This window comes from Nonlabens spongiae (genome assembly GCF_002117125.1).
Taxonomy (GTDB): Bacteria; Bacteroidota; Bacteroidia; order Flavobacteriales; family Flavobacteriaceae; genus Nonlabens; species Nonlabens spongiae.
In genome coordinates this window covers 240953-258830 of record NZ_CP019344.1, presented here as the reverse complement: position 1 = coordinate 258830, position 17878 = coordinate 240953, and the positions used below count along the sequence as shown (strand labels likewise).

Here is a 17878-nt window from a genome sequence, read left to right as displayed (position 1 = left end):
TTCGAGTACCTCAGCGTCCGAGTAATTAGCTAAGAAACTGCATACTGCAACTGTCACCTGCCCACTTTCACCGCTCTAAGCATCTCCCTCTTTCCAGGAGGACCGGGCAATCGTTCTACTTCAAAACCAGCGGCAATCATGTTGCGACGAGCTTGACCTTGTGCGCAATAAGTGGTAAGAAATCCGCCAGTTTTAAGCATAGAATAGCAGATCTTGAAGATATCAACCGTCCATAATTCGGGTTGGGTACGTGGGCCGAAGGCGTCAAAGTAGATCAGATCTTGATCTCCTGATCCTTGTAGGTATTCAAATTTGGATTGATGTTTCAATAAATGAAAATCATTAGTGATCGGACTCCAATTTTCCCACTCGGTATTGTGAAGTTGTTGGAATAAATCTGGGTCATTCAGTAGCTCGCCATAATTCATGGCCTCTAGCTCCTCGGCAGTAACTGGGAAAGCTTCAATTCCTGTATAGTTAATTTGAACTTCTGTAGGAAATTGAGCGGTATGCATGGCATTGAGTCCTGTCCCAAAACCAAATTCTGAGATGTTCAGCTTTGAAGAATCTTTGTGAGATTCAAGCATAGGCTTCATTCCCATTTCTATAAAAACATGAAGCGCCTCTTGCAAGGCGCCATGTTTAGAATGATATTGTTCATTGAGGTCGGGCATGTGAATGGTTTTGGAACCATCGCCCGTCGTCATGATTTCTCTTTTCATTTACTCTTCAGTCTCTGTTGCCTCAGGAGCTGGTTCAAAAACGTCTGGGTTTTCAAACGCCTCTACCTTTGCCGCAGTTGCAGTAAACTTGAGGGTTACTTCTTCCTCTGTGATCGCATCAATCTCTTCTTGCGACTTCCCAGCATCCATAGCATAGTGTTTCAATTCATCTACCGGAGTGACAGATTTGAAAGCCATCCCTTCTAGAACAACCTCTTTCCCTTTACCATTTTTTGGTAAGAAAAAGGAATAGTCTTCAAAACGCACAAATGTCGTGTCCTGACCTACGGGAACTTTTACCCAGCAGCCTTTCTTTGAGCATACGTCGGCTATCACGCCTTTGACTTTTACTTGAGCCGTATCACCAGTTTGCATGGTTGCATACTTCTCTCCCATTTCCATGGCGCTAATAGCATCTGCATCGCTCATTTTACCACCATAATCCATATAGGCCACTTCTTCAAGTTGCTCATCATTTACAGCGGGCATTTCTTCTTCTTTTTGTTCAGTTTCTTTACAGGAAACCATTGCTAAAACAGCAACAAAACACACTAATATCTGTTTCATTTGTTAAAATTTGGGGCTAATTTATGAACTTCAAAATTTAGTACATCCTCATTTTTAAACTATCTTTGCAAAAAATCATAAATAATCATGACAGAGACCCACGAAATCGTTGTAGAAAAGGTCAAAGAAAGTAAAATCGGTAATATAGATTTTGACAATTTGACTTTCGGTAAAACCTTTACAGACCACATGTTGGAATGTACTTGGCGCAACGGTAATTGGGAAAATCCAGTTATTAAGCCATACGGTCCTATTATGATGGAGCCTAGTGCTAAGGTTTTTCATTATGGACAAGCCATCTTTGAAGGTATGAAAGCTTTCAGAGATGAAGATGACAACGTTTTTCTTTTCAGACCTGAAGACAACTGGAAGCGATTTAATGAAAGTGCAAAGAGGCTTGCAATGCCTGAAGTTCCTGAAGAAATCTTTATGTATGGGCTTAAAAAGCTGGTGGATCTAGATCGTGAATGGGTACGGTATGGAGATGGCTTATCGCTGTACTTAAGGCCTTTTATGATCGCCAGTGAGAATGGTGTAGCTGCTGCTCCTTCTACAGAGTATAAATTTATGGTCGTAATGTCACCGGCTTTTGCTTATTATCGTGGCGATGTGAGGGTAATCATTGCGTCGCAATTCTCCAGAGCTGCAGACGGTGGTATAGGTTATGCCAAAGCTGCCGGTAACTATGCGGCTAGTTTCTACCCTAATAACTTAGCTCTAGAAGAAGGCTATCAGCAAATCATTTGGACTGATGCTGCTTCACATGAGTATCTGGAAGAAGCAGGTACCATGAACATTTTTGTGCGTATAGGCGACAAATTGCTTACTGCCCCTAACAACGACCGTATCCTTAATGGAGTTACTCGTAGAAGTGTGATCCAGTTAGCTCAAGATAAAGGTATCGAGGTAGAAGTACGTAAAATTTCAGTCGCAGAGGTAAAAGAAGCCGCAGAGTCTGGTGAACTTAAGGAGATATTTGGAACAGGAACCGCAGCGGTGATTGTTCCTATAAAAGGTTTTAAACATGAGGAATACACCCATGAATTGCCTGTATTAAATGACAGCTACGCCAGCGATATCAAAGAATCAATTAAAGATATACACTACAATCGTGTAGAAGACAAGCACGGCTGGAGGGTAAAGGTATAAAATCAAGCATCTGCTTGAAGAACGTTAATGGTCTGATTGAAAAAATCAGGCCATTTTTTATTTAACTTTTTTACACCTAGCAAACTTTGACCAGTAAGGAACCCACAAGGCTATGACAAAACCCTGTCCCGTTACATAAGTCATCAATAAAGTGGTTTGAGATACTTCAAAAATGAAACTCATAGATACTAAAACCATCAGCCAGAGAGCCGTTATCGCATAAAGCCATTTTTTGGGAATATGTTTTTTCATAAAAGCTATTTTTATTGTTTACACTTCTTGATGTTGCACTTTTGAAAAAGCTTCAACATTGCAAATCCTAAAATAGAATATAGCAAAATATCAAAGGCTTCTACATCGGTAAAGGTCGCATAGCCTATAAAGGACAAGGCATAAATTAAAGAAATGATTAACGATAAATTTTTCCTGGTGTCCATATCTTGAAGCTTTGTTCTACTATAGCATATCAGTAGTCCATGGATTGATTTTGTTACAGCATGGCAGGTAAAAAACCCAAAACTCTTAGATTCATTTTAGGCGATCAACTCAACCACAAGCACAGTTGGTTCAAAGGTGATCAAGACCACATCATTTATCACATGGCCGAGATGCGCCAGGAAACGGATTATGTAAAGCACCATATTCAGAAGGTCGTCGCATTTTTCCAGGCAATGCGTGAGTTTGCTGAATGGCTTGAAGATAAAGGGATGCAGGTGGAGTATTACCGCTTTCGCGAAAGCGAGAACACTCACGATCTCACTAAAAACTTAAAGCAGCTCATCAAGAAACACGATATCGAGAAATTTGAATACCTCGCACCCGATGAATACCGTCTAGATCAACAACTCAAAGAATTTTGTAAATCACTGGACATAGAATGGGAAGGTTACGACACGGAGCATTTTTTTACTAAGAGGAAGGATGTCGAGAAATATTTTGAAGGTAAAAAGCGCATGACCATGGAGTATTTCTACCGTGATATGCGCAAGAAGCACGACATCATGATTGAGGGTGACAAAGAACCAGAAGGCGGTAAATGGAATTACGATAAAAGCAATCGCAATAAGTGGAACGGCGATACTGATATTCCCAAAGAAAAAGGATTTCGCAAGGACGTAAGCGAGATCGTGGACATGCTGGAGGAAGAAGGCGTGAAGACTTTTGGCCGTATTGATAAAACCAATTTCAACTGGCCTACCTCACGTGCAGATGCACTCAAGGTGCTCAACTATTTTTGTGATAATCTGCTGGTACATTTTGGTGATTATCAAGATGCCATGCATACTGATGAGGAATACCTCTATCATTCTAGGGTGAGCTTTGCGCTGAATTCAAAAATGTTGCACCCAAGGGAAGTCATTGATAAAGTGGTGGATAAATGGCGAGAAGACAATCGCAAGATCGATATCTCTCAAGTAGAAGGTTTTGTGCGTCAAATCTTAGGATGGCGTGAGTTCATGCGTGGTGTGTACTGGAAGGAAATGCCCAGCTATGCCCGCTGCAATAAGCTAGACAATCAATACGACTTGCCCGAATTTTACTGGACTGGAGAAACAGATATGAACTGTTTAAAACACTCGATTAATAATTCGCTGGACAATGCCTATGCCCACCACATACAGCGACTCATGATTACCGGTAACTATGCCCTGCTTACCCAAACCCATCCTGATCAGGTCTGCGACTGGTATCTAGGTGTTTATATCGATGCCATTGAATGGGTCGAGATTACAAATACACGAGGCATGTCGCAATGGGCAGACGGTGGTATAGTCGCAACAAAGCCGTACGTAAGCAGTGGAAGCTACATCAATCAAATGAGTAACTACTGCAAGGGCTGTAAATACAAAGTCAGCAAAAAGAATGCAGAGGAAGATGCCTGTCCATTTAACTCGCTCTACTGGAATTTTCTCGACGATAAACAAGAGTTTTTCAAGAATAACCAGCGCATGAACATGATGTTAAGCACACTCAACAAAATGAACAAGGATAAACTGGAACGACATAAAAACCGTGCTAATGATGTAATCAAAAATCCAGGGAAGTATTAGTTCCTAGCTTACATCTCCAGAAGTTAAAATTCAGATAATTCGCACGTGATTAACAAAGTCGATTAAAAATCATGGTAATTTTAATCAAACTTAAAAATCAAAAAATTATGAGAAGTTTGCTTTGGCTAGTAGCCGTTATTTGTATCATCCTATGGCTACTTGGCTTTTTAGGAATTGGCGGAATGGATTTCGGAAGTCTTGTACACATTTTATTAGTTATCGCTATCGTAGTGATCTTGATTAATATTATATCTGGTAGAAGACCGTTATAAAAAATTCATTAACCCTTAAATTTAAAAATCATGATTAAAAAACTTTTTATCATAGCAATTGCAGCGACATTTACTTTTGGGACGATCAGCTGTAGAGAAGAGAAGTCAGTAGGTGATGAGATTGAAGATGTTGCAGATGACATCGAGGATAGCGTTGACTAACTAAGTTCACCATAAAATAGAAAGCCGCTTTTCCAGCGGCTTTTTTTATGCGATACTTTTAGATTTTCTGTAATTTTAAGCAATGAATTGCAGTATAGAAGAACTCCACCTCATCCCTGAGCTAGCAAATGTTCCCAAAGAACAGCTCGACTGGTTGCGCAGCAAGGGCATTACCAGCCATCTTCAAGTAGGTGATTATTTATTTGAGAAAGGCGACAAAATCGACCAGATGTTTATAATGATCTCGGGTCGGGTAGAACTCAAAATGGAGCAAAATGGACAGTATCGCCATATTGCCTTCATGGAGCCACGCAGTATAGGCGGGCTGCTTCCATTTTCAAGAATGAGTCAAGCAATAGGTGTAGGTGTAGTCGTGGAGAAGTGTAAAATTCTCGCTTTCGCGAAAGCGCACTTTAAAGAACTCACTAAACACTACGAGCTCACAGAGGCACTGGTCCACAAAATGACCAGCCGTGTACGAGAGTTTACCAAATCAAATGTACAGCAAGAAAAAATGATGGCTCTGGGCAAGCTCAGTGCTGGTCTGGCACATGAACTTAACAACCCATCCAGTGCTATAAGACGTAGTGCCCTGGAACTCAAGAAAAATCTCGCTCTGTACCCTGACAAGTTCAAAAAAGTCCTGACCATGAAACTGACTTTAGAACAAATCGATCCCGTCAATGAATTGATCTTCTCACGTATTGAAAACAGACCAGAGAACAACCTGAGTTTAATGGAAAGAACTGAGAAAGAAGATGAACTAGCTGACTATCTAGAAGCTCACGGAACAGAAGATGGTTATGAACTGGCAGAAGTTCTCGTAGATTTTTGCATGGATGTGGAGACCATGGTAAAGGTTCATAAAGTTATAGGAAACGAAGATTTTGTAGGAGTTGTAAATTGGATCACAAATGTTCTGACCACAGAAAAACTCATCAATGAAATAGAACAATCCAGCGAGCGCATAGAGACACTAGTAAACAGCGTAAAAGGATACACTCACATGGATCGCTCACCAGAGAAATCCCCTGCTGATGTCCATAAAGGTCTCGACAATACACTAGTGATGCTCAAGCATAAACTCAAGAAAAATCAGGTCAAGGTCGAGAAAGATTATTGTGAAGATTGTCCACTGGTACCGCTTTTTGTAAGTGAAATCAATCAAGTCTGGACAAACTTGATCGATAACGCTATTGATGCCATGAAAAATGGCGGAGTCCTTACCGTAACCACTAGATTTGATAAAAGCATCTATGTAACTATAAGAGACACTGGCCATGGTATACCGCAAGATGTTATAGATAGCATATTTGACCCATTTTTTACTACCAAACCTATAGGTGAGGGAACTGGGATGGGACTGGAGGTTTCTCAGAGAATTATAGATCAGCATCAAGGTCATATTAAAGTAAAATCTAACAATTCAGGCACTAGCTTTGAAGTGTGTCTTCCTATTGAACAAGCATGAAAAAACCTATCATTTTTGCAGTGGATGATGATCCTCAGGTTCTCAGAGCGGTAACTCGCGACCTAAGAAATAATTATCGCAAAGATTATAGAATCCTATCTACAGAAAATCCTGAGGAGGCAATAGAAGCAGCCGAGGAACTGAAGAAAAAGAATGACACTGTAGCTTTATTTCTAGTAGACCAGCGCATGCCTCAAATGCTGGGAGTAGAATTTCTTAAACGCATAAAACATCTTTTCCCGTTTTCAAAAAAGGCATTGCTTACAGCATATTCTGACACAGACGCTGCAATCAAAGCGATTAATGAGGTAAATCTAGATTACTACCTTACTAAACCATGGAACCCACCTGAGGAAAAGCTTTATCCCGTGCTGGATGGTCTTTTAGATGCTTGGCAACGAGATTTTCAACCAGAGTTTGATGGTATCAAAGTTTTGGGGTTTCAGTATGCACCTTCATCACACAAGATAAAAGATTTTTTAACAGGAAATCTGTTTCCCTACAAGTGGCTTGACGCAGAGACCAGTAATGAAGCTCAAGAACTTATGGAATTGCATCAAATCAATTCAAGTGACATGCCCGTCATAGCATTCCCTGATGGTTCTTGTCTTAAAAATCCTTCTATAAATGAGTTAGCACAAAGATTAGGTTTAAACACGAGCGCAAAAGAAGAGGTTTATGATGTTGCCATAATAGGTGCTGGCCCTAGTGGCCTAGCGGCAGCAGTTTATGGAGGCAGCGAGGGGCTCAAAACCTTACTTATTGAGAAGAGGGCTCCTGGTGGTCAGGCAGGTACAAGTTCACGGATTGAAAATTACTTAGGCTTCCCAAACGGATTGAGTGGACAAGAACTTACCCACCGAGCGATAACTCAAGCCAAAAGATTTGGTATTGAATTTCTGAATCCGCGTGAAGTAGTTAATATTTCAGAAAAAGACGGATACAAATCACTTGAACTCGATAGTGGTGAGTGCATCAGAACCCGTTCAGTAATCATTACAACTGGTGTGGATTATAGAAAACTCCCTGCTGATGGAATCGAGGACTATACAGGTGCAGGCGTTTATTACGGTAGTAGTATGACAGAAGCTAGAGCCTGTGAAAACCGCGAAGTTTACATTGTAGGTGGTGGCAACAGTGCTGGACAAAGCGCGGTATATCTCAGCAACTTTGCAAAAAATGTATACATCGTAATCCGCAAACCAGATTTATCGAGTAGTATGTCGAGTTATCTCATTGATCAAATTGATCAAATCAAAAACATCCACTTGGTTTGCGAGACAAATATTGTAGCTGTGACCGGTGAGAATGACCGACTTCAAAAAATCTATTTGAAAAAAAATGATCGTGATACCAATACTGAAAAGGAAGCTCAAGCCTTATTCATTTTCATAGGCAATAAACCTCATACCGAGTGGATTACAGATGATATTCTTAAGGATGAGCGAAAGTTTTTGAAAACTGGGCGTGATGTTACCTTAGATAAGTCGTATAAGAAAATATGGAAGCTAAAAAGAGAGCCCTACTTGCTTGAAACCAGTACTCCAGGCATTTTCGCAAGTGGTGATGTGCGCAGCGGTGCAATGAATCGTGTTGCAAGCGCCGTAGGTGAGGGAGCGATGGCTATAAAGTTTGTTCATGAATACTTAGCAGGGGTATAAAAAAACGGGAGGCAAAATGCCTCCCGTTTTGGTTATTCTATAAATCTATAATTTTACAGCTACTTACTGAATAGTTACGTCAGTGAAGATTACTTCAACATCGGTCTCACCACCAGCCCCAGAAAGCGTACCGTCGTTAGGCTTGATAGGTTCATGTCTCAAAGTCACAGTCATAGTACCCGTGCCAGCAGCACCTGTTGTAACAGTTGTTTCCAGACCTACCGGGTTACCATTATCATCTAAATCGTCCTTCGATATAGTAAGTTCAGCAATTGAAGTTGAGTAAAAAATTTCGTGCTCCTCATCTTCTTCCATGATTTCGAGCGTGATATTTTCGTTTTCAAAGTCATTTAAAAATGTAATTTCCCCTTCATAAGTAGTATCCGCACTAAGAGGACCGCTTACTGTTAACGTCGGGTTAGAACCGTCTTCATTTGCAGAGATACTTGAAAATGTAACCACATCATTTGAACCATCTGTATTTGTGAGTGTCCAAGTTATCGTAGTAATAGCTTCCTCTTCGTTAATTTCTACTGGATCATCATCGTCACATGATGTCGTTACAATGAGTGCCATCGCGGCTAGACTTAAGGCTTTAATTGTTGTTTTCATAATTTTAAAATTTATGATTGTTTTAAAATTGATATTTTGATTTATTGTTTCCATTGCTTTACTTGAGATTTAAATTTTATAGATAAATTGTAATTGTACGTTGCGCCCCACATCTTCAGCGTAGTAGCGCAACTGATTGAGATAATTTCTGTAGTTTGTGTTTAAGAGATTTTGAACTGATAGTGATAGTCTCGCTTTCGCGAAAGCGTAACTCACACCAGCATTCAACAAAGTGTAGGCTTCTGGAGGTTGCGAGACATTTACTTCAACTGTCTCAATGGATCCATCATCCCTTATCACATCAGTCATGAAGTCTGTGTCGGGAATGCGCTTTTGTTCCCAAACGTGGTTCATACCCACCTCAAAATCGAGGTCGTTCAAAAAAGCATCGTAAAGTGTCAACCCGAGTTGAAATTGAGCAGGCGGCATATCTATCAACGGGCGGTCGAGATCACGATCCTGACCGTAGATGTATGAAAAGCTCGAACTCAGTAGTGCTGCGGGCTGCACACCGGTAATCGATTGCTCTGAGTTATTGCTTCTGATCTTGTCAAATTGATAAGAAGCGGTCACGTCTATACCGGCAACAAGGGCATCTGACTGGCGGTACTTTTCTACGGGAAAACTTCCCCTAGTGGTAAATTCTACTCCTCGAGGCTCTAGCTGTATGTAGTTTTGGATTAAGTTTAAGTGCGGGCTGATACCTAATTTAAATCCGTTCTGATTGAGCTGATAGTTACTATTAAACTTATAGGACGCTTCTTTTTCCAGATCCAATCGCCCCAACTCAATAGTTGCCAGCGCGTGATGCAATCCATCGCTGAACAACTCACTAGGGTTAGGCGCACGGTTTGCGGTGCTAAGATTAAACGAGAGACTTTGATGATCGTCCATTTCATATCGACTGCCTACAGTAAAGGCCAGCAGGTTATAATCAAATTCTGGCTCCGTATAGATCTGATTTGTAGATTGTCTTACCTCAAATTGTGGGAATTGCTGGTCATAACCTAGCTCTTCCCATCTCGAGGTGAAGTAAAATTTTTGGGCATTGATATCGAAGTAATCATAACGTACACCCGCTTCAAACAGCCATTTTTTCGAAAAATCCCATTTTGCAGCGGTAAATGATCCTATTCTAAACGAGTTATAGTCAGGTATGAGTCTACGTACACCTGTACGAGCATCTGGCGTGTTGATTTGATACATTCCGTCAAGGCCTACCTCTAGAGTAAGATCATCATATTTATCTATTGCTAGATATGCTGCGAGATTATGAGTAAGCAAATCCATATCTAAAGAAGGAAGATCTCTACGCTCCCCCCTTCTTATATCAAACTCAAGCCGATTATTGAACTGTAACCCATAGTCCAGACTGAGTTTTCCTAGATCACTAAAACGCTTAAAAGCTTTGAGCTGAATTGCATGGTGATCTACTTCTTGTTTGGGAGCTTCTATATCATAAGTAAAATCTCTGATCACAAAGGGTTCTCCAGAATTGATACTGCGCACCAGATCAGCCGAGTTCCCTATGTGTGCAGATCTTAGAATCCCTATACCTGCTCGATAGTAAGAATAGTTTGCCTCAATTCCATATTCAAACTTTTTGAAACCAGCGGTAAAGTTTGCAGCATAAGTTTCACTTCCCGTATTGCTCAAAACGTAATCTGGCGATTCAAAGTCTCCCAGCCTTTTTGCAGTAATCGTTCCCTGCTGATACCAGCCTGATTCATTAAAATTATTAAAGCTCGCAGTCGCGGTTCCACCTCGCCCATTGCTCTGCGCGGTGAGAATGGCTTTTCCCATTAACGTGTCCTTGGATAAGACTCGTCGTGGATTGATCACTATAGTTCCTCCTATCGCATCACCTCCATATCGCAACGCACTAGCGCCCTTTACAACATGGATGTCATCTGCATTATTGAGATCGATGTTAGGTGCGTGTTCCACACCCCATTCTTGATCTTGTTGACGCAGGCCGTTATTTACTATAGCGACTCGACTCCCAAAAAGACCATGAATAATAGGTTTAGTAATGCTGTTACCTGTTTTGAGAATGTTCACGCCTTCAACGGTTGCCAAAGCGTCGCCTAGGGTTGCGCCACTGTATTTTTCAATGGTTTCTGTAGCAACTCGCTCAATTGATGCCGTTTCACTACTAGTATCGCTGAGATTAGCCTCGACATTAACGTTAGAAAGTTCTTCAACGTAATGTTCCAGCTTGATCATAATATCCTTATCCTCTGTTAAAGAGACTTTTATAGTTTTATTTTCACAGGATATGTGGGATACTATCAGGTCGTAGGTACCTGGGCACAGATCCTTGATTGCAAATTTTCCTTCAGCATCTGTTGATACTGATTTTTGCAACGGTGTTATATAGACTACGACGAGTTCTAGATTCTCACCGTTGTGAAAATCCTTAACCGTGCCTGATAAGGTATAATTACAGCTTTGAGCTCCTGCCTGTAAAGTAGATAATAGCAGCAGCACAAATAAAAAACATTTGTACATATAAAAATTTGTGATTAATAGCTAACTCTTATGAGTCTAGGTAATTAAGCACAAACTGGTGGAGGTCGTATGGATAGGGAGAATAGTTGAGTTTCCGCTTTCGCGAAAGCGTCATAGGCATCACAACTCTCTACTACATAAATATCATGGGAAACCCTAGCCAGTTTTACCTGGTTTTGTGGTTGTAGATCAGCATGCTGCGACTGATGAACTACGATACAGAATTCACAAGGAACAGTATCATCATCGTGTTCAACTGCATGGTGCACCGCAGAAGAAGCGATGGTCATAACCATGAGGAAAAGTAGTAATAAAGATATTACTTTTTTGAACATTTTGCGAAACTAAGCATCGAGTCCTAAATTCAAATTATTATTTTCATAAAAAAACCGCCTCTAACTGAGGCGGCTCTTGAAATTATATCATTTGTTGATTAATCTTCACTGTAAAAATCAACTGAACTCGCACCAGGCAATGCGTTATTAATCACGGGAGCTTCGTTGCCGCTCGCTGCTACATTGAATCCAAGAATACGCCCGCCACCATTTGCTTTTTCAGCAACAAAAATGGTTTCTGTCTCATCATCATAAGTTACATCTACCGGATTACCTAACAACGTGGCCGCACCAGCAACTCGCACTTGATTATTTGCAACCGCAAGGGTGCCACCATCTGTCACTGCGTTAATTTTAGTCAAAGGATCAGAAATAATGTGTAAACCACCATCGCTGTCACTACCCGCATCACCTATATCTGTCAAAATCATAACATTATCATCGGCACTGTATGCTATACCGTGGGTTCTTACCAGTCCTTCAATTGTAATTCTTTTAGTAGGCTCTAGATTACCGTTTGTTGAATTGCTCAAGAAGTTATTGAAAATAGCAATATCATTAGTCTGATCCACAACGGCATACAAATCATTGCCTACAAACTCAATCCCCCAAAGTTCAAAGTCGACATCAAACTCGTTTCTCAGAGAAACTCCGGTATCTGTTCTATCATAGACAAATAAGGTGTCGTCACCTTCATCAGAAACTACGATAGTATTTCCTGAGATCGCCAAAGCTCTGGGACTGTCAAAATCAATCGATCCCTGTACTTCATTGATCGCTGCACCGCTAAGACCATCAATCTGATCCTCTACGTCGCCTATTCTGTAAAGACTGAAGTCACTACGACTATTGAAATAAAGCTCATCAGTTGAAGGATTATATTGAATCCCTTCATTATCATTTGAACTTGTGGTCAATGTAGTTACTTCTACCTCATCACTATCACTAAAATCATAAATGGTAATGTTCCCAGATCCATTGCTAGTAGCATAAAGCTCAGATCTATCAAAACTTCCATCTACCACTTCATCATCATCACTACATGAGGTAAATCCCATCACAGCAGCGAATAGGGCTAAAGCAAAAATTTTCTTTTTCATCGTTTTTAATTTAGAATTTTAGTAAACATAGGAAATGGTTTACTACCTACTCTTAATGATTTGAGAAGACACTTCTGGCTTAAACAGCTATATCCTTTGACATTCAATGTCCTAAGCAAATATTCAATAACATAGGATTAACAGTGCTTAAGTAAAGCTTGTGAATTTGGGATGAGTCTTCAATAATTTACAAAGCGCATGTGCTGGGGTCACTTTAAGTAATAGGTACAAGATCTAAGCTAAACCACATTTTCAATCAAAAAAAATCCCCAGTCGCAAGGCGACTGGGGATTTCTATATTTATTCAGAAAAACTATTTACTACTCTCAGGCTCGGTTAGCTTTTTAGTAAGCTCTTGAGAAATTGCAGACCTCTCAAAAAGCAGCTTACCAGCATTAGTCTCAATCATCACTGTACCCTTTGACTCATTAATTTGGTTTACTTTGCCATGGATACCACTAGTGGTTATGACGCGGTCACCTACTTTAAGGGATTCAGTAAAGAGCTTTTCTTCTTTGCGTCTTTTTGCCTGCGGTCTGAGGATCAAAAAATAAAAGATCGCAATTACTAATACGTAGGGCAAAAAATTTGCTAACTGACTTATATCCATAAAAAGGGAAACGCTTATGCGTTAGGCTGTGCAGCCTTTTTCTTAGGCGTTACCATACCCTTGATTCTTACTGACTCAGTACCTTTTTCAGTATTTGCAGTAACGGTAATGGCTTTAGTTTGAGCATTAGGCTTACCGTTTGTATTGAAACGTACCATCATGCTTCCTTTTTCGCCTGGAGCGATAGGCTCTTTAGACCAAGTAGGAACCGTACAACCACAAGAAGATTTTGCATCTACTACGATAAGTGGAGCTTTACCCGTGTTTGTAAAAGAAAACTCGTGCTCTACAACTGTACCTTCATCCACAGTACCAAAATCATACTCAGTCTCATCAAATGACATTACTGGAAAAACTTCAGAAGCTTCCTTGTCAGCCGCTGCTGCGGTAAGATTTGCTTCATCGATTTTAGCATTTGCCTTTTCATTACAGCTTGTGAAAGCCATTGCAGCCACTGCGGCTACCATCAAGATTGCTTTTTTCATGATATTATTATTTAAGAGCGACAAATATATGAATTAGGGTTGATCTTCTCAACTTCTACAAGCTACATTAAGCCACGACCTATTTTATTGATTTGATCATTTTTCTCAAAGTCTTTTAATAGACTATCCAGTATACCATTTATGAATGTGCTACTCTTGGGCGTGCTGTAATCCTTTGCGATTTCTAAGTATTCATTTAAAGACACTTTAACCGGTATACTCGGGAAATACAAAAATTCTGACTGGGCCATAATGATAAGAACTTTGTCAATAGGAGCGATACGCTCCTTATCCCAGTTAGGCGTTCTTTTTTCAAGTCGTTCAAGAAGCTCATCTTGATTGAGGACTGTTTTTCTAAACAATTCCATCGTAAACTTAATGTCATCAGTTTCTTTTACAAGCTCTGGTAATTTCACATCCTTTGAAGCTTTAATACGCCTCAAAAACATTAACATGGCGGTATTGACTAATGGATAATCGTCCACCCAAGTAATATTCTTATCCTCAAGATAGTCAAGAATCTCATCGCTGGGTGCGATGATATCTTGGTAGATATCGATCACAAATTTTAGGTCCTTTTTGTAACTACTCTCTGGCACACTCGTGTACATCACATAAGCAGGACTAGCTATAATTTTCTCATAGAGGTTAGACACATATTTTGAGTCCAGTTCCCACGGATCGAGCTTACGTTGCTCGAGAGCATCAACCAGAGCCTGACTTTCCCTAAGTTTATTGAGAACGATATTCTCAGCAAAAAAAGCAGGAGCCGTACGCTCTTCTTCAGAAGCTAGTAGTTTTTTAGCCACATTCTTCTGGCGTTCTACGGCAAGTTCATGAATCTTTACCAGCAATTGAGACATGTAGAGAAATAGCACATATGTCTGGGTCATGCTCTGATTCAAGAATTTTTCCCGATCTCTCAGATCATCATTCTGCTGACGCTGAAAGTAGAAAATGGTCTGCATGACTTTGATACGCAACTGGCGACGGGTAAGCATAAGAACGTTTTAAGTGCCTTCAAGGCAATTTATATGCAAGCTATTTTAAGCTGGTTGCAAAACTAATTTAAAATTATGACTAGCTGAATGGTTGACCGTGTGATTTTGATAGTTCGCTTTCGCGAAAGCGTAACACACTACCCACTTTAATCAATAATAGTAATTATATGGCCGCTAATTCACTGCGACGGGCATCAATGCGTGCCTTTGCGATTTCAAAAGCTGCCTGATATGTCGTAACATTGTTTTCCTTGGCACGATTCAGGATCTCAACCGTGGTGGTAAAAATGTTTTCAGTCTTTCTCATGATCTCAGAACGATCATAACCCTCAAGCTCTGCATAAACGTTGATAATACCTCCAGCGTTGATTAGGAAATCAGGTGCATACACGATGCCTCTTTTCATCAATTCAGCTCCGTGCTTTTGCTCGTTTGCCAGCTGATTATTTGCCGCACCAGCGATGATATCTGCTTGAATGCGATGGATTGTACTGTCGTTGATCGTAGCTCCCAGAGCGCATGGAGCGTAAATATCCATTTGCTCGCCATAGAGATCATCACCACCGTAAATAGTAGCGCCGTACTTATCTCTCACCTGTTCCAAGCGATCTTGATTGAGGTCTGCGATGACAACGTCTGCACCTTCTTGGGTCAAGTATTCCACCAGGTTCTCACCTACATTACCTATGCCCTCCACATAGATACGTTTATCTTCAAGAATGTCAGATCCATACTTGAACTTTGCAGCAGCTTTCATACCCATAAACACTCCGTAAGCAGTGATGGGAGAAGGGTTTCCAGCTCCACCTTTATCTTGAGAAATACCTGTTACGTAAGGAGTGACTTCACGTACGGTATCCATGTCCTCAGTTGCCATACCTACATCCTCAGCAGTAATGTATTTACCGCTTAATGAGTGCACAAACTCACCAAATTTACGCATCAACTCAGGTGTCTTCTGAGTTTTTGCATCACCTATAATCACAGCCTTGCCTCCACCTAAATTAAGTCCTGTGATAGCACTTTTATAGGTCATCCCTCTTGACAACCTTAGCACGTCATTTAACGCAGCCCATTCATTCTCGTAATTCCACATGCGAGTACCCCCTAAAGCTGGTCCCAGTACCGTGTTGTGAATTCCTATTATGGCTTTTAAACCCGTATCTTTGTCATTGCAAAAAATTATTTGTTCATGACCATCAAAGGATAGCTGACCGAAGACTGGATCTTCATGAAGCACTTGTTGCAAAGAACTGTAGGTAGTTGACATCTTATAATTTTTTATTCCCAAAATGGGCGCGCAAAAATAACCCGATTTTAAAGATTTCGCAATTTGTGTATCTTATTTTGCAAGCTTTTCAAAACCATTTAAAAGTGGTTGACCTATACGTATGAAAGAACTCAAAAAGCTTAACAGGCTCTTTAAAAAATATAAATGGCAATTATTGGGAGGAATTCTAGTCACCATTCTCTCCAGATTATTATCCCTTGTTTTACCTAAGTACGTTGGTAAAATCATCAACCTCCTCAATGATTATGACAGCGGTGTTATTAAGGATACAGAATATCTCAAATCTGAACTTTTATGGAGCATCGGCATAATTCTCGGTGCAACATTACTAGCGGCAATCCTGACTTTTGTAATGAGACAACTTATTATCGTTGTCTCCAGGCATCTCGAATACGATCTCAAAAATATTGTTTATCAACAATACCAGCGCTTATCCCTAGCCTTTTACAAACAAAACCGTACGGGAGATTTGATGAATCGCATCAGTGAGGATGTATCCAAAGTACGCATGTATATGGGACCTTCCATTATGTATGGAATAAACATGATCACATTATTTGCCGTAGTTATTCCGCAGATGTACTTAACGGCTCCCACCCTAGCTCTTTACACGATTATCCCGCTTCCTATTCTTTCTGTTGCTATATACGTCATAAGTCGTGAGATTAATAAACGTGCAACTTTAGTTCAAGAATACCTATCCTATCTCAATACCATTTCGCAGGAGGCTTTTAGTGGTATTGCCGTGATCAAAGCCTACAACCTCGCTCCTACCATGTACAATCAATTCACAGAGGTGGCAAATGACAGCAAGGATAAAAATATAGACCTTGCGAGAGTTCAAGCGCTCTTTTTCCCGCTCATGGTTTTGCTCATAGGTTTGAGTAACATCATGGTAATTTACATAGGAGGACGTCAGGTCATCGATGGTGTGATCGAAGTAGGAACGATACCTGAGTTTTTGATTTACGTAAATATGCTAACCTGGCCGGTAGCGATTGTAGGATGGGTGACTAACATGATACAGCAAGCTGAGGCGTCTCAAAAAAGAATCAATCAGTTTCTCGACATTGAACCAGAAATTCAGAATAATACAGAGCAACATCATCCAGTGGAGGGTGATATTGAATTCCAAAATGTTTCCTTCACTTATCCCGACACAAACATTGAGGCGCTGAAAAAAGTCAGCTTTAAAGTCGCGTCTGGCAAAACACTTGCTATACTCGGTAAAACCGGGAGTGGTAAATCCACCGTTCTGGAATTAATAGGCAGGTTGTATGATGTGACCTATGGAGCGATCAAGATTGACCAGAGAAATATTCAACAAACTAATCTAGATGATCTACGTCAGGCGATAGGTTATGTGCCTCAAGATGCTTTCTTATTTTCAGATACCATAGGAAACAATATTGCCTTCGGAACCGCGGAAGCAACACAAGAGGAAATCGAAACCGCCGCTAAAAATGCAGTAGTTCATCAAAACATCATCCAGTTCACTAATAAATACGAGACCGTTCTCGGCGAGCGCGGGATCACGTTAAGTGGTGGACAAAAACAAAGAGTTTCCATCGCAAGAGCAATCATCAAAAAACCAAAAATTTTACTCTTAGACGATTGTTTGAGCGCCGTAGATACAGAAACGGAAGAGCAGATCTTAAAAAATCTCAAAGAACTGACTAAAAACACGACAACAGTGTTAGTGAGTCATCGTGTGAGCTCGGCTAAGAATGCTGATCACATCATCGTACTGGAAGACGGTAAAATCTTTGAAGAAGGTACGCACCATGAACTTTTAGCCAAAAAAGGCTATTATTCCGAGCTTTACGAGAACCAAATGCTGGAAGAGTCCTAAATGAATTAAGTCTTTACTGTGACTCA

At 40.5% G+C, this 17878-nt stretch carries 19 protein-coding genes; 7 read left to right on the top strand and 12 right to left on the bottom strand.

Annotated features, from left to right (window positions below):
- Positions 1-53 precede the first annotated feature (53 nt).
- Positions 54-722: a tRNA (5-methylaminomethyl-2-thiouridine)(34)-methyltransferase MnmD gene (gene mnmD / locus BST97_RS01195; protein WP_085765530.1), complete on the bottom strand. Its 669-nt coding sequence runs from the start codon at positions 720-722 to the stop codon at positions 54-56.
- Positions 723-1289: a DUF4920 domain-containing protein gene (locus BST97_RS01190; RefSeq protein ID WP_085765529.1), complete on the bottom strand. Its 567-nt coding sequence runs from the start codon at positions 1287-1289 to the stop codon at positions 723-725.
- Positions 1290-1376: 87 nt separating this feature from the next.
- On the opposite strand from BST97_RS01190, the gene BST97_RS01185 reads away from it, so the two are divergent.
- Positions 1377-2438, top strand: a complete 1062-nt coding sequence (locus tag BST97_RS01185; RefSeq protein WP_085765528.1) for a branched-chain amino acid aminotransferase — start codon at positions 1377-1379, stop codon at positions 2436-2438.
- Positions 2439-2495: 57 nt separating this feature from the next.
- Here BST97_RS01185 and BST97_RS15660 read toward each other — a convergent pair whose 3' ends face one another.
- Together BST97_RS15660 and BST97_RS15655 are read right to left on the bottom strand one after the other, a co-directional pair.
- Positions 2496-2690 carry a hypothetical protein gene (locus tag BST97_RS15660; RefSeq protein WP_157111368.1) on the bottom strand — a complete coding sequence of 65 codons (195 nt, stop codon included), beginning with the start codon at positions 2688-2690 and terminating at the stop codon, positions 2496-2498.
- A gap of 11 nt (positions 2691-2701) precedes the next feature.
- Positions 2702-2875: a hypothetical protein gene (locus BST97_RS15655; protein WP_157111367.1), complete on the bottom strand. Its 174-nt coding sequence runs from the start codon at positions 2873-2875 to the stop codon at positions 2702-2704.
- A 60-nt stretch (positions 2876-2935) separates the two neighbouring features.
- On the opposite strand from BST97_RS15655, the gene BST97_RS01180 reads away from it, so the two are divergent.
- From BST97_RS01180 to BST97_RS01165, 5 genes are all read left to right on the top strand, one after another.
- The gene (locus BST97_RS01180; RefSeq protein WP_085765527.1) at positions 2936-4489 is read left to right on the top strand and encodes a cryptochrome/photolyase family protein; all 1554 of its coding nucleotides are present in this window, start codon (positions 2936-2938) and stop codon (positions 4487-4489) included.
- 107 nt (positions 4490-4596) lie between these two features.
- Complete coding sequence (locus tag BST97_RS01175) at positions 4597-4761, top strand: lmo0937 family membrane protein (RefSeq protein WP_157111725.1); 165 nt, start codon at positions 4597-4599, stop codon at positions 4759-4761.
- Between the two features lie 30 nt (positions 4762-4791).
- The gene (locus BST97_RS16210) at positions 4792-4923 is read left to right on the top strand and encodes a hypothetical protein (RefSeq protein WP_262497053.1); all 132 of its coding nucleotides are present in this window, start codon (positions 4792-4794) and stop codon (positions 4921-4923) included.
- Positions 4924-5005: 82 nt separating this feature from the next.
- On the top strand, positions 5006-6394 hold the full coding sequence (locus BST97_RS01170; protein ID WP_085765525.1) for an ATP-binding protein: 1389 nt from the start codon (positions 5006-5008) through the stop codon (positions 6392-6394).
- Positions 6391-8055, top strand: coding sequence for an FAD-dependent oxidoreductase (locus BST97_RS01165; RefSeq protein ID WP_085765524.1), 1665 nt, complete (start codon positions 6391-6393; stop codon positions 8053-8055). The genes BST97_RS01170 and BST97_RS01165 overlap by 4 nt, the downstream gene beginning before the upstream one ends.
- 63 nt (positions 8056-8118) lie before the next feature.
- Here BST97_RS01165 and BST97_RS01160 read toward each other — a convergent pair whose 3' ends face one another.
- The 8 genes from BST97_RS01160 to BST97_RS01125 all read right to left on the bottom strand — a co-directional run bounded on the left by BST97_RS01160 (position 8119) and on the right by BST97_RS01125 (position 15979).
- Positions 8119-8667, bottom strand: a complete 549-nt coding sequence (locus tag BST97_RS01160; RefSeq protein ID WP_085768106.1) for a type 1 periplasmic binding fold superfamily protein — start codon at positions 8665-8667, stop codon at positions 8119-8121.
- A gap of 69 nt (positions 8668-8736) precedes the next feature.
- Positions 8737-11178: a TonB-dependent receptor gene (locus BST97_RS01155; RefSeq protein WP_085765523.1), complete on the bottom strand. Its 2442-nt coding sequence runs from the start codon at positions 11176-11178 to the stop codon at positions 8737-8739.
- A 44-nt stretch (positions 11179-11222) separates the two neighbouring features.
- The gene (locus tag BST97_RS01150) at positions 11223-11513 is read right to left on the bottom strand and encodes a hypothetical protein (RefSeq protein WP_085765522.1); all 291 of its coding nucleotides are present in this window, start codon (positions 11511-11513) and stop codon (positions 11223-11225) included.
- A 98-nt stretch (positions 11514-11611) separates the two neighbouring features.
- Entirely contained in the window at positions 11612-12613 is a 1002-nt protein-coding gene (locus BST97_RS01145; protein WP_085765521.1) for a YncE family protein, read from the bottom strand.
- A gap of 313 nt (positions 12614-12926) precedes the next feature.
- Positions 12927-13223, bottom strand: a complete 297-nt coding sequence (gene yajC / locus BST97_RS01140) for a preprotein translocase subunit YajC (RefSeq protein ID WP_085765520.1) — start codon at positions 13221-13223, stop codon at positions 12927-12929.
- 14 nt (positions 13224-13237) lie between these two features.
- Positions 13238-13708: a DUF1573 domain-containing protein gene (locus BST97_RS01135; protein ID WP_085765519.1), complete on the bottom strand. Its 471-nt coding sequence runs from the start codon at positions 13706-13708 to the stop codon at positions 13238-13240.
- 62 nt (positions 13709-13770) lie between these two features.
- Positions 13771-14709 (bottom strand): transcription antitermination protein NusB, encoded by a 939-nt coding sequence (locus tag BST97_RS01130; RefSeq protein ID WP_085765518.1) that lies wholly within the window; start codon positions 14707-14709, stop codon positions 13771-13773.
- 163 nt (positions 14710-14872) lie between these two features.
- Positions 14873-15979, bottom strand: coding sequence for a Glu/Leu/Phe/Val family dehydrogenase (locus BST97_RS01125; RefSeq protein ID WP_085765517.1), 1107 nt, complete (start codon positions 15977-15979; stop codon positions 14873-14875).
- Between the two features lie 121 nt (positions 15980-16100).
- Between BST97_RS01125 and BST97_RS01120 the strand changes: the two genes are divergently transcribed.
- Positions 16101-17852 (top strand): ABC transporter ATP-binding protein, encoded by a 1752-nt coding sequence (locus BST97_RS01120; protein WP_085765516.1) that lies wholly within the window; start codon positions 16101-16103, stop codon positions 17850-17852.
- The last annotated feature ends 26 nt before the right edge of the window (positions 17853-17878 follow it).

Bases quoted from the DNA above. Each gene is read 5' to 3' on its own strand.
- BST97_RS15660 (WP_157111368.1), bottom strand. From the start codon at position 2,690: ATGAAAAAACATATTCCCAAAAAATGGCTTTATGCGATAACGGCTCTC.
- BST97_RS01175 (WP_157111725.1), top strand. From the start codon at position 4,597: ATGAGAAGTTTGCTTTGGCTAGTAGCCGTTATTTGTATCATCCTATGG.
- mnmD (WP_085765530.1), bottom strand. From the start codon at position 722: ATGAAAAGAGAAATCATGACGACGGGCGATGGTTCCAAAACCATTCAC.
- BST97_RS01145 (WP_085765521.1), bottom strand. From the start codon at position 12,613: ATGAAAAAGAAAATTTTTGCTTTAGCCCTATTCGCTGCTGTGATGGGA.
- BST97_RS01190 (WP_085765529.1), bottom strand. From the start codon at position 1,289: ATGAAACAGATATTAGTGTGTTTTGTTGCTGTTTTAGCAATGGTTTCC.
- yajC (WP_085765520.1), bottom strand. From the start codon at position 13,223: ATGGATATAAGTCAGTTAGCAAATTTTTTGCCCTACGTATTAGTAATT.
- BST97_RS01170 (WP_085765525.1), top strand. From the start codon at position 5,006: ATGAATTGCAGTATAGAAGAACTCCACCTCATCCCTGAGCTAGCAAAT.
- BST97_RS16210 (WP_262497053.1), top strand. From the start codon at position 4,792: ATGATTAAAAAACTTTTTATCATAGCAATTGCAGCGACATTTACTTTT.
- BST97_RS01180 (WP_085765527.1), top strand. From the start codon at position 2,936: ATGGCAGGTAAAAAACCCAAAACTCTTAGATTCATTTTAGGCGATCAA.
- BST97_RS15655 (WP_157111367.1), bottom strand. From the start codon at position 2,875: ATGGACACCAGGAAAAATTTATCGTTAATCATTTCTTTAATTTATGCC.
- BST97_RS01150 (WP_085765522.1), bottom strand. From the start codon at position 11,513: ATGTTCAAAAAAGTAATATCTTTATTACTACTTTTCCTCATGGTTATG.
- BST97_RS01135 (WP_085765519.1), bottom strand. From the start codon at position 13,708: ATGAAAAAAGCAATCTTGATGGTAGCCGCAGTGGCTGCAATGGCTTTC.
- BST97_RS01165 (WP_085765524.1), top strand. From the start codon at position 6,391: ATGAAAAAACCTATCATTTTTGCAGTGGATGATGATCCTCAGGTTCTC.
- BST97_RS01185 (WP_085765528.1), top strand. From the start codon at position 1,377: ATGACAGAGACCCACGAAATCGTTGTAGAAAAGGTCAAAGAAAGTAAA.
- BST97_RS01130 (WP_085765518.1), bottom strand. From the start codon at position 14,709: ATGCTTACCCGTCGCCAGTTGCGTATCAAAGTCATGCAGACCATTTTC.
- BST97_RS01155 (WP_085765523.1), bottom strand. From the start codon at position 11,178: ATGTACAAATGTTTTTTATTTGTGCTGCTGCTATTATCTACTTTACAG.
- BST97_RS01125 (WP_085765517.1), bottom strand. From the start codon at position 15,979: ATGTCAACTACCTACAGTTCTTTGCAACAAGTGCTTCATGAAGATCCA.
- BST97_RS01120 (WP_085765516.1), top strand. From the start codon at position 16,101: ATGAAAGAACTCAAAAAGCTTAACAGGCTCTTTAAAAAATATAAATGG.
- BST97_RS01160 (WP_085768106.1), bottom strand. From the start codon at position 8,667: ATGAAAACAACAATTAAAGCCTTAAGTCTAGCCGCGATGGCACTCATT.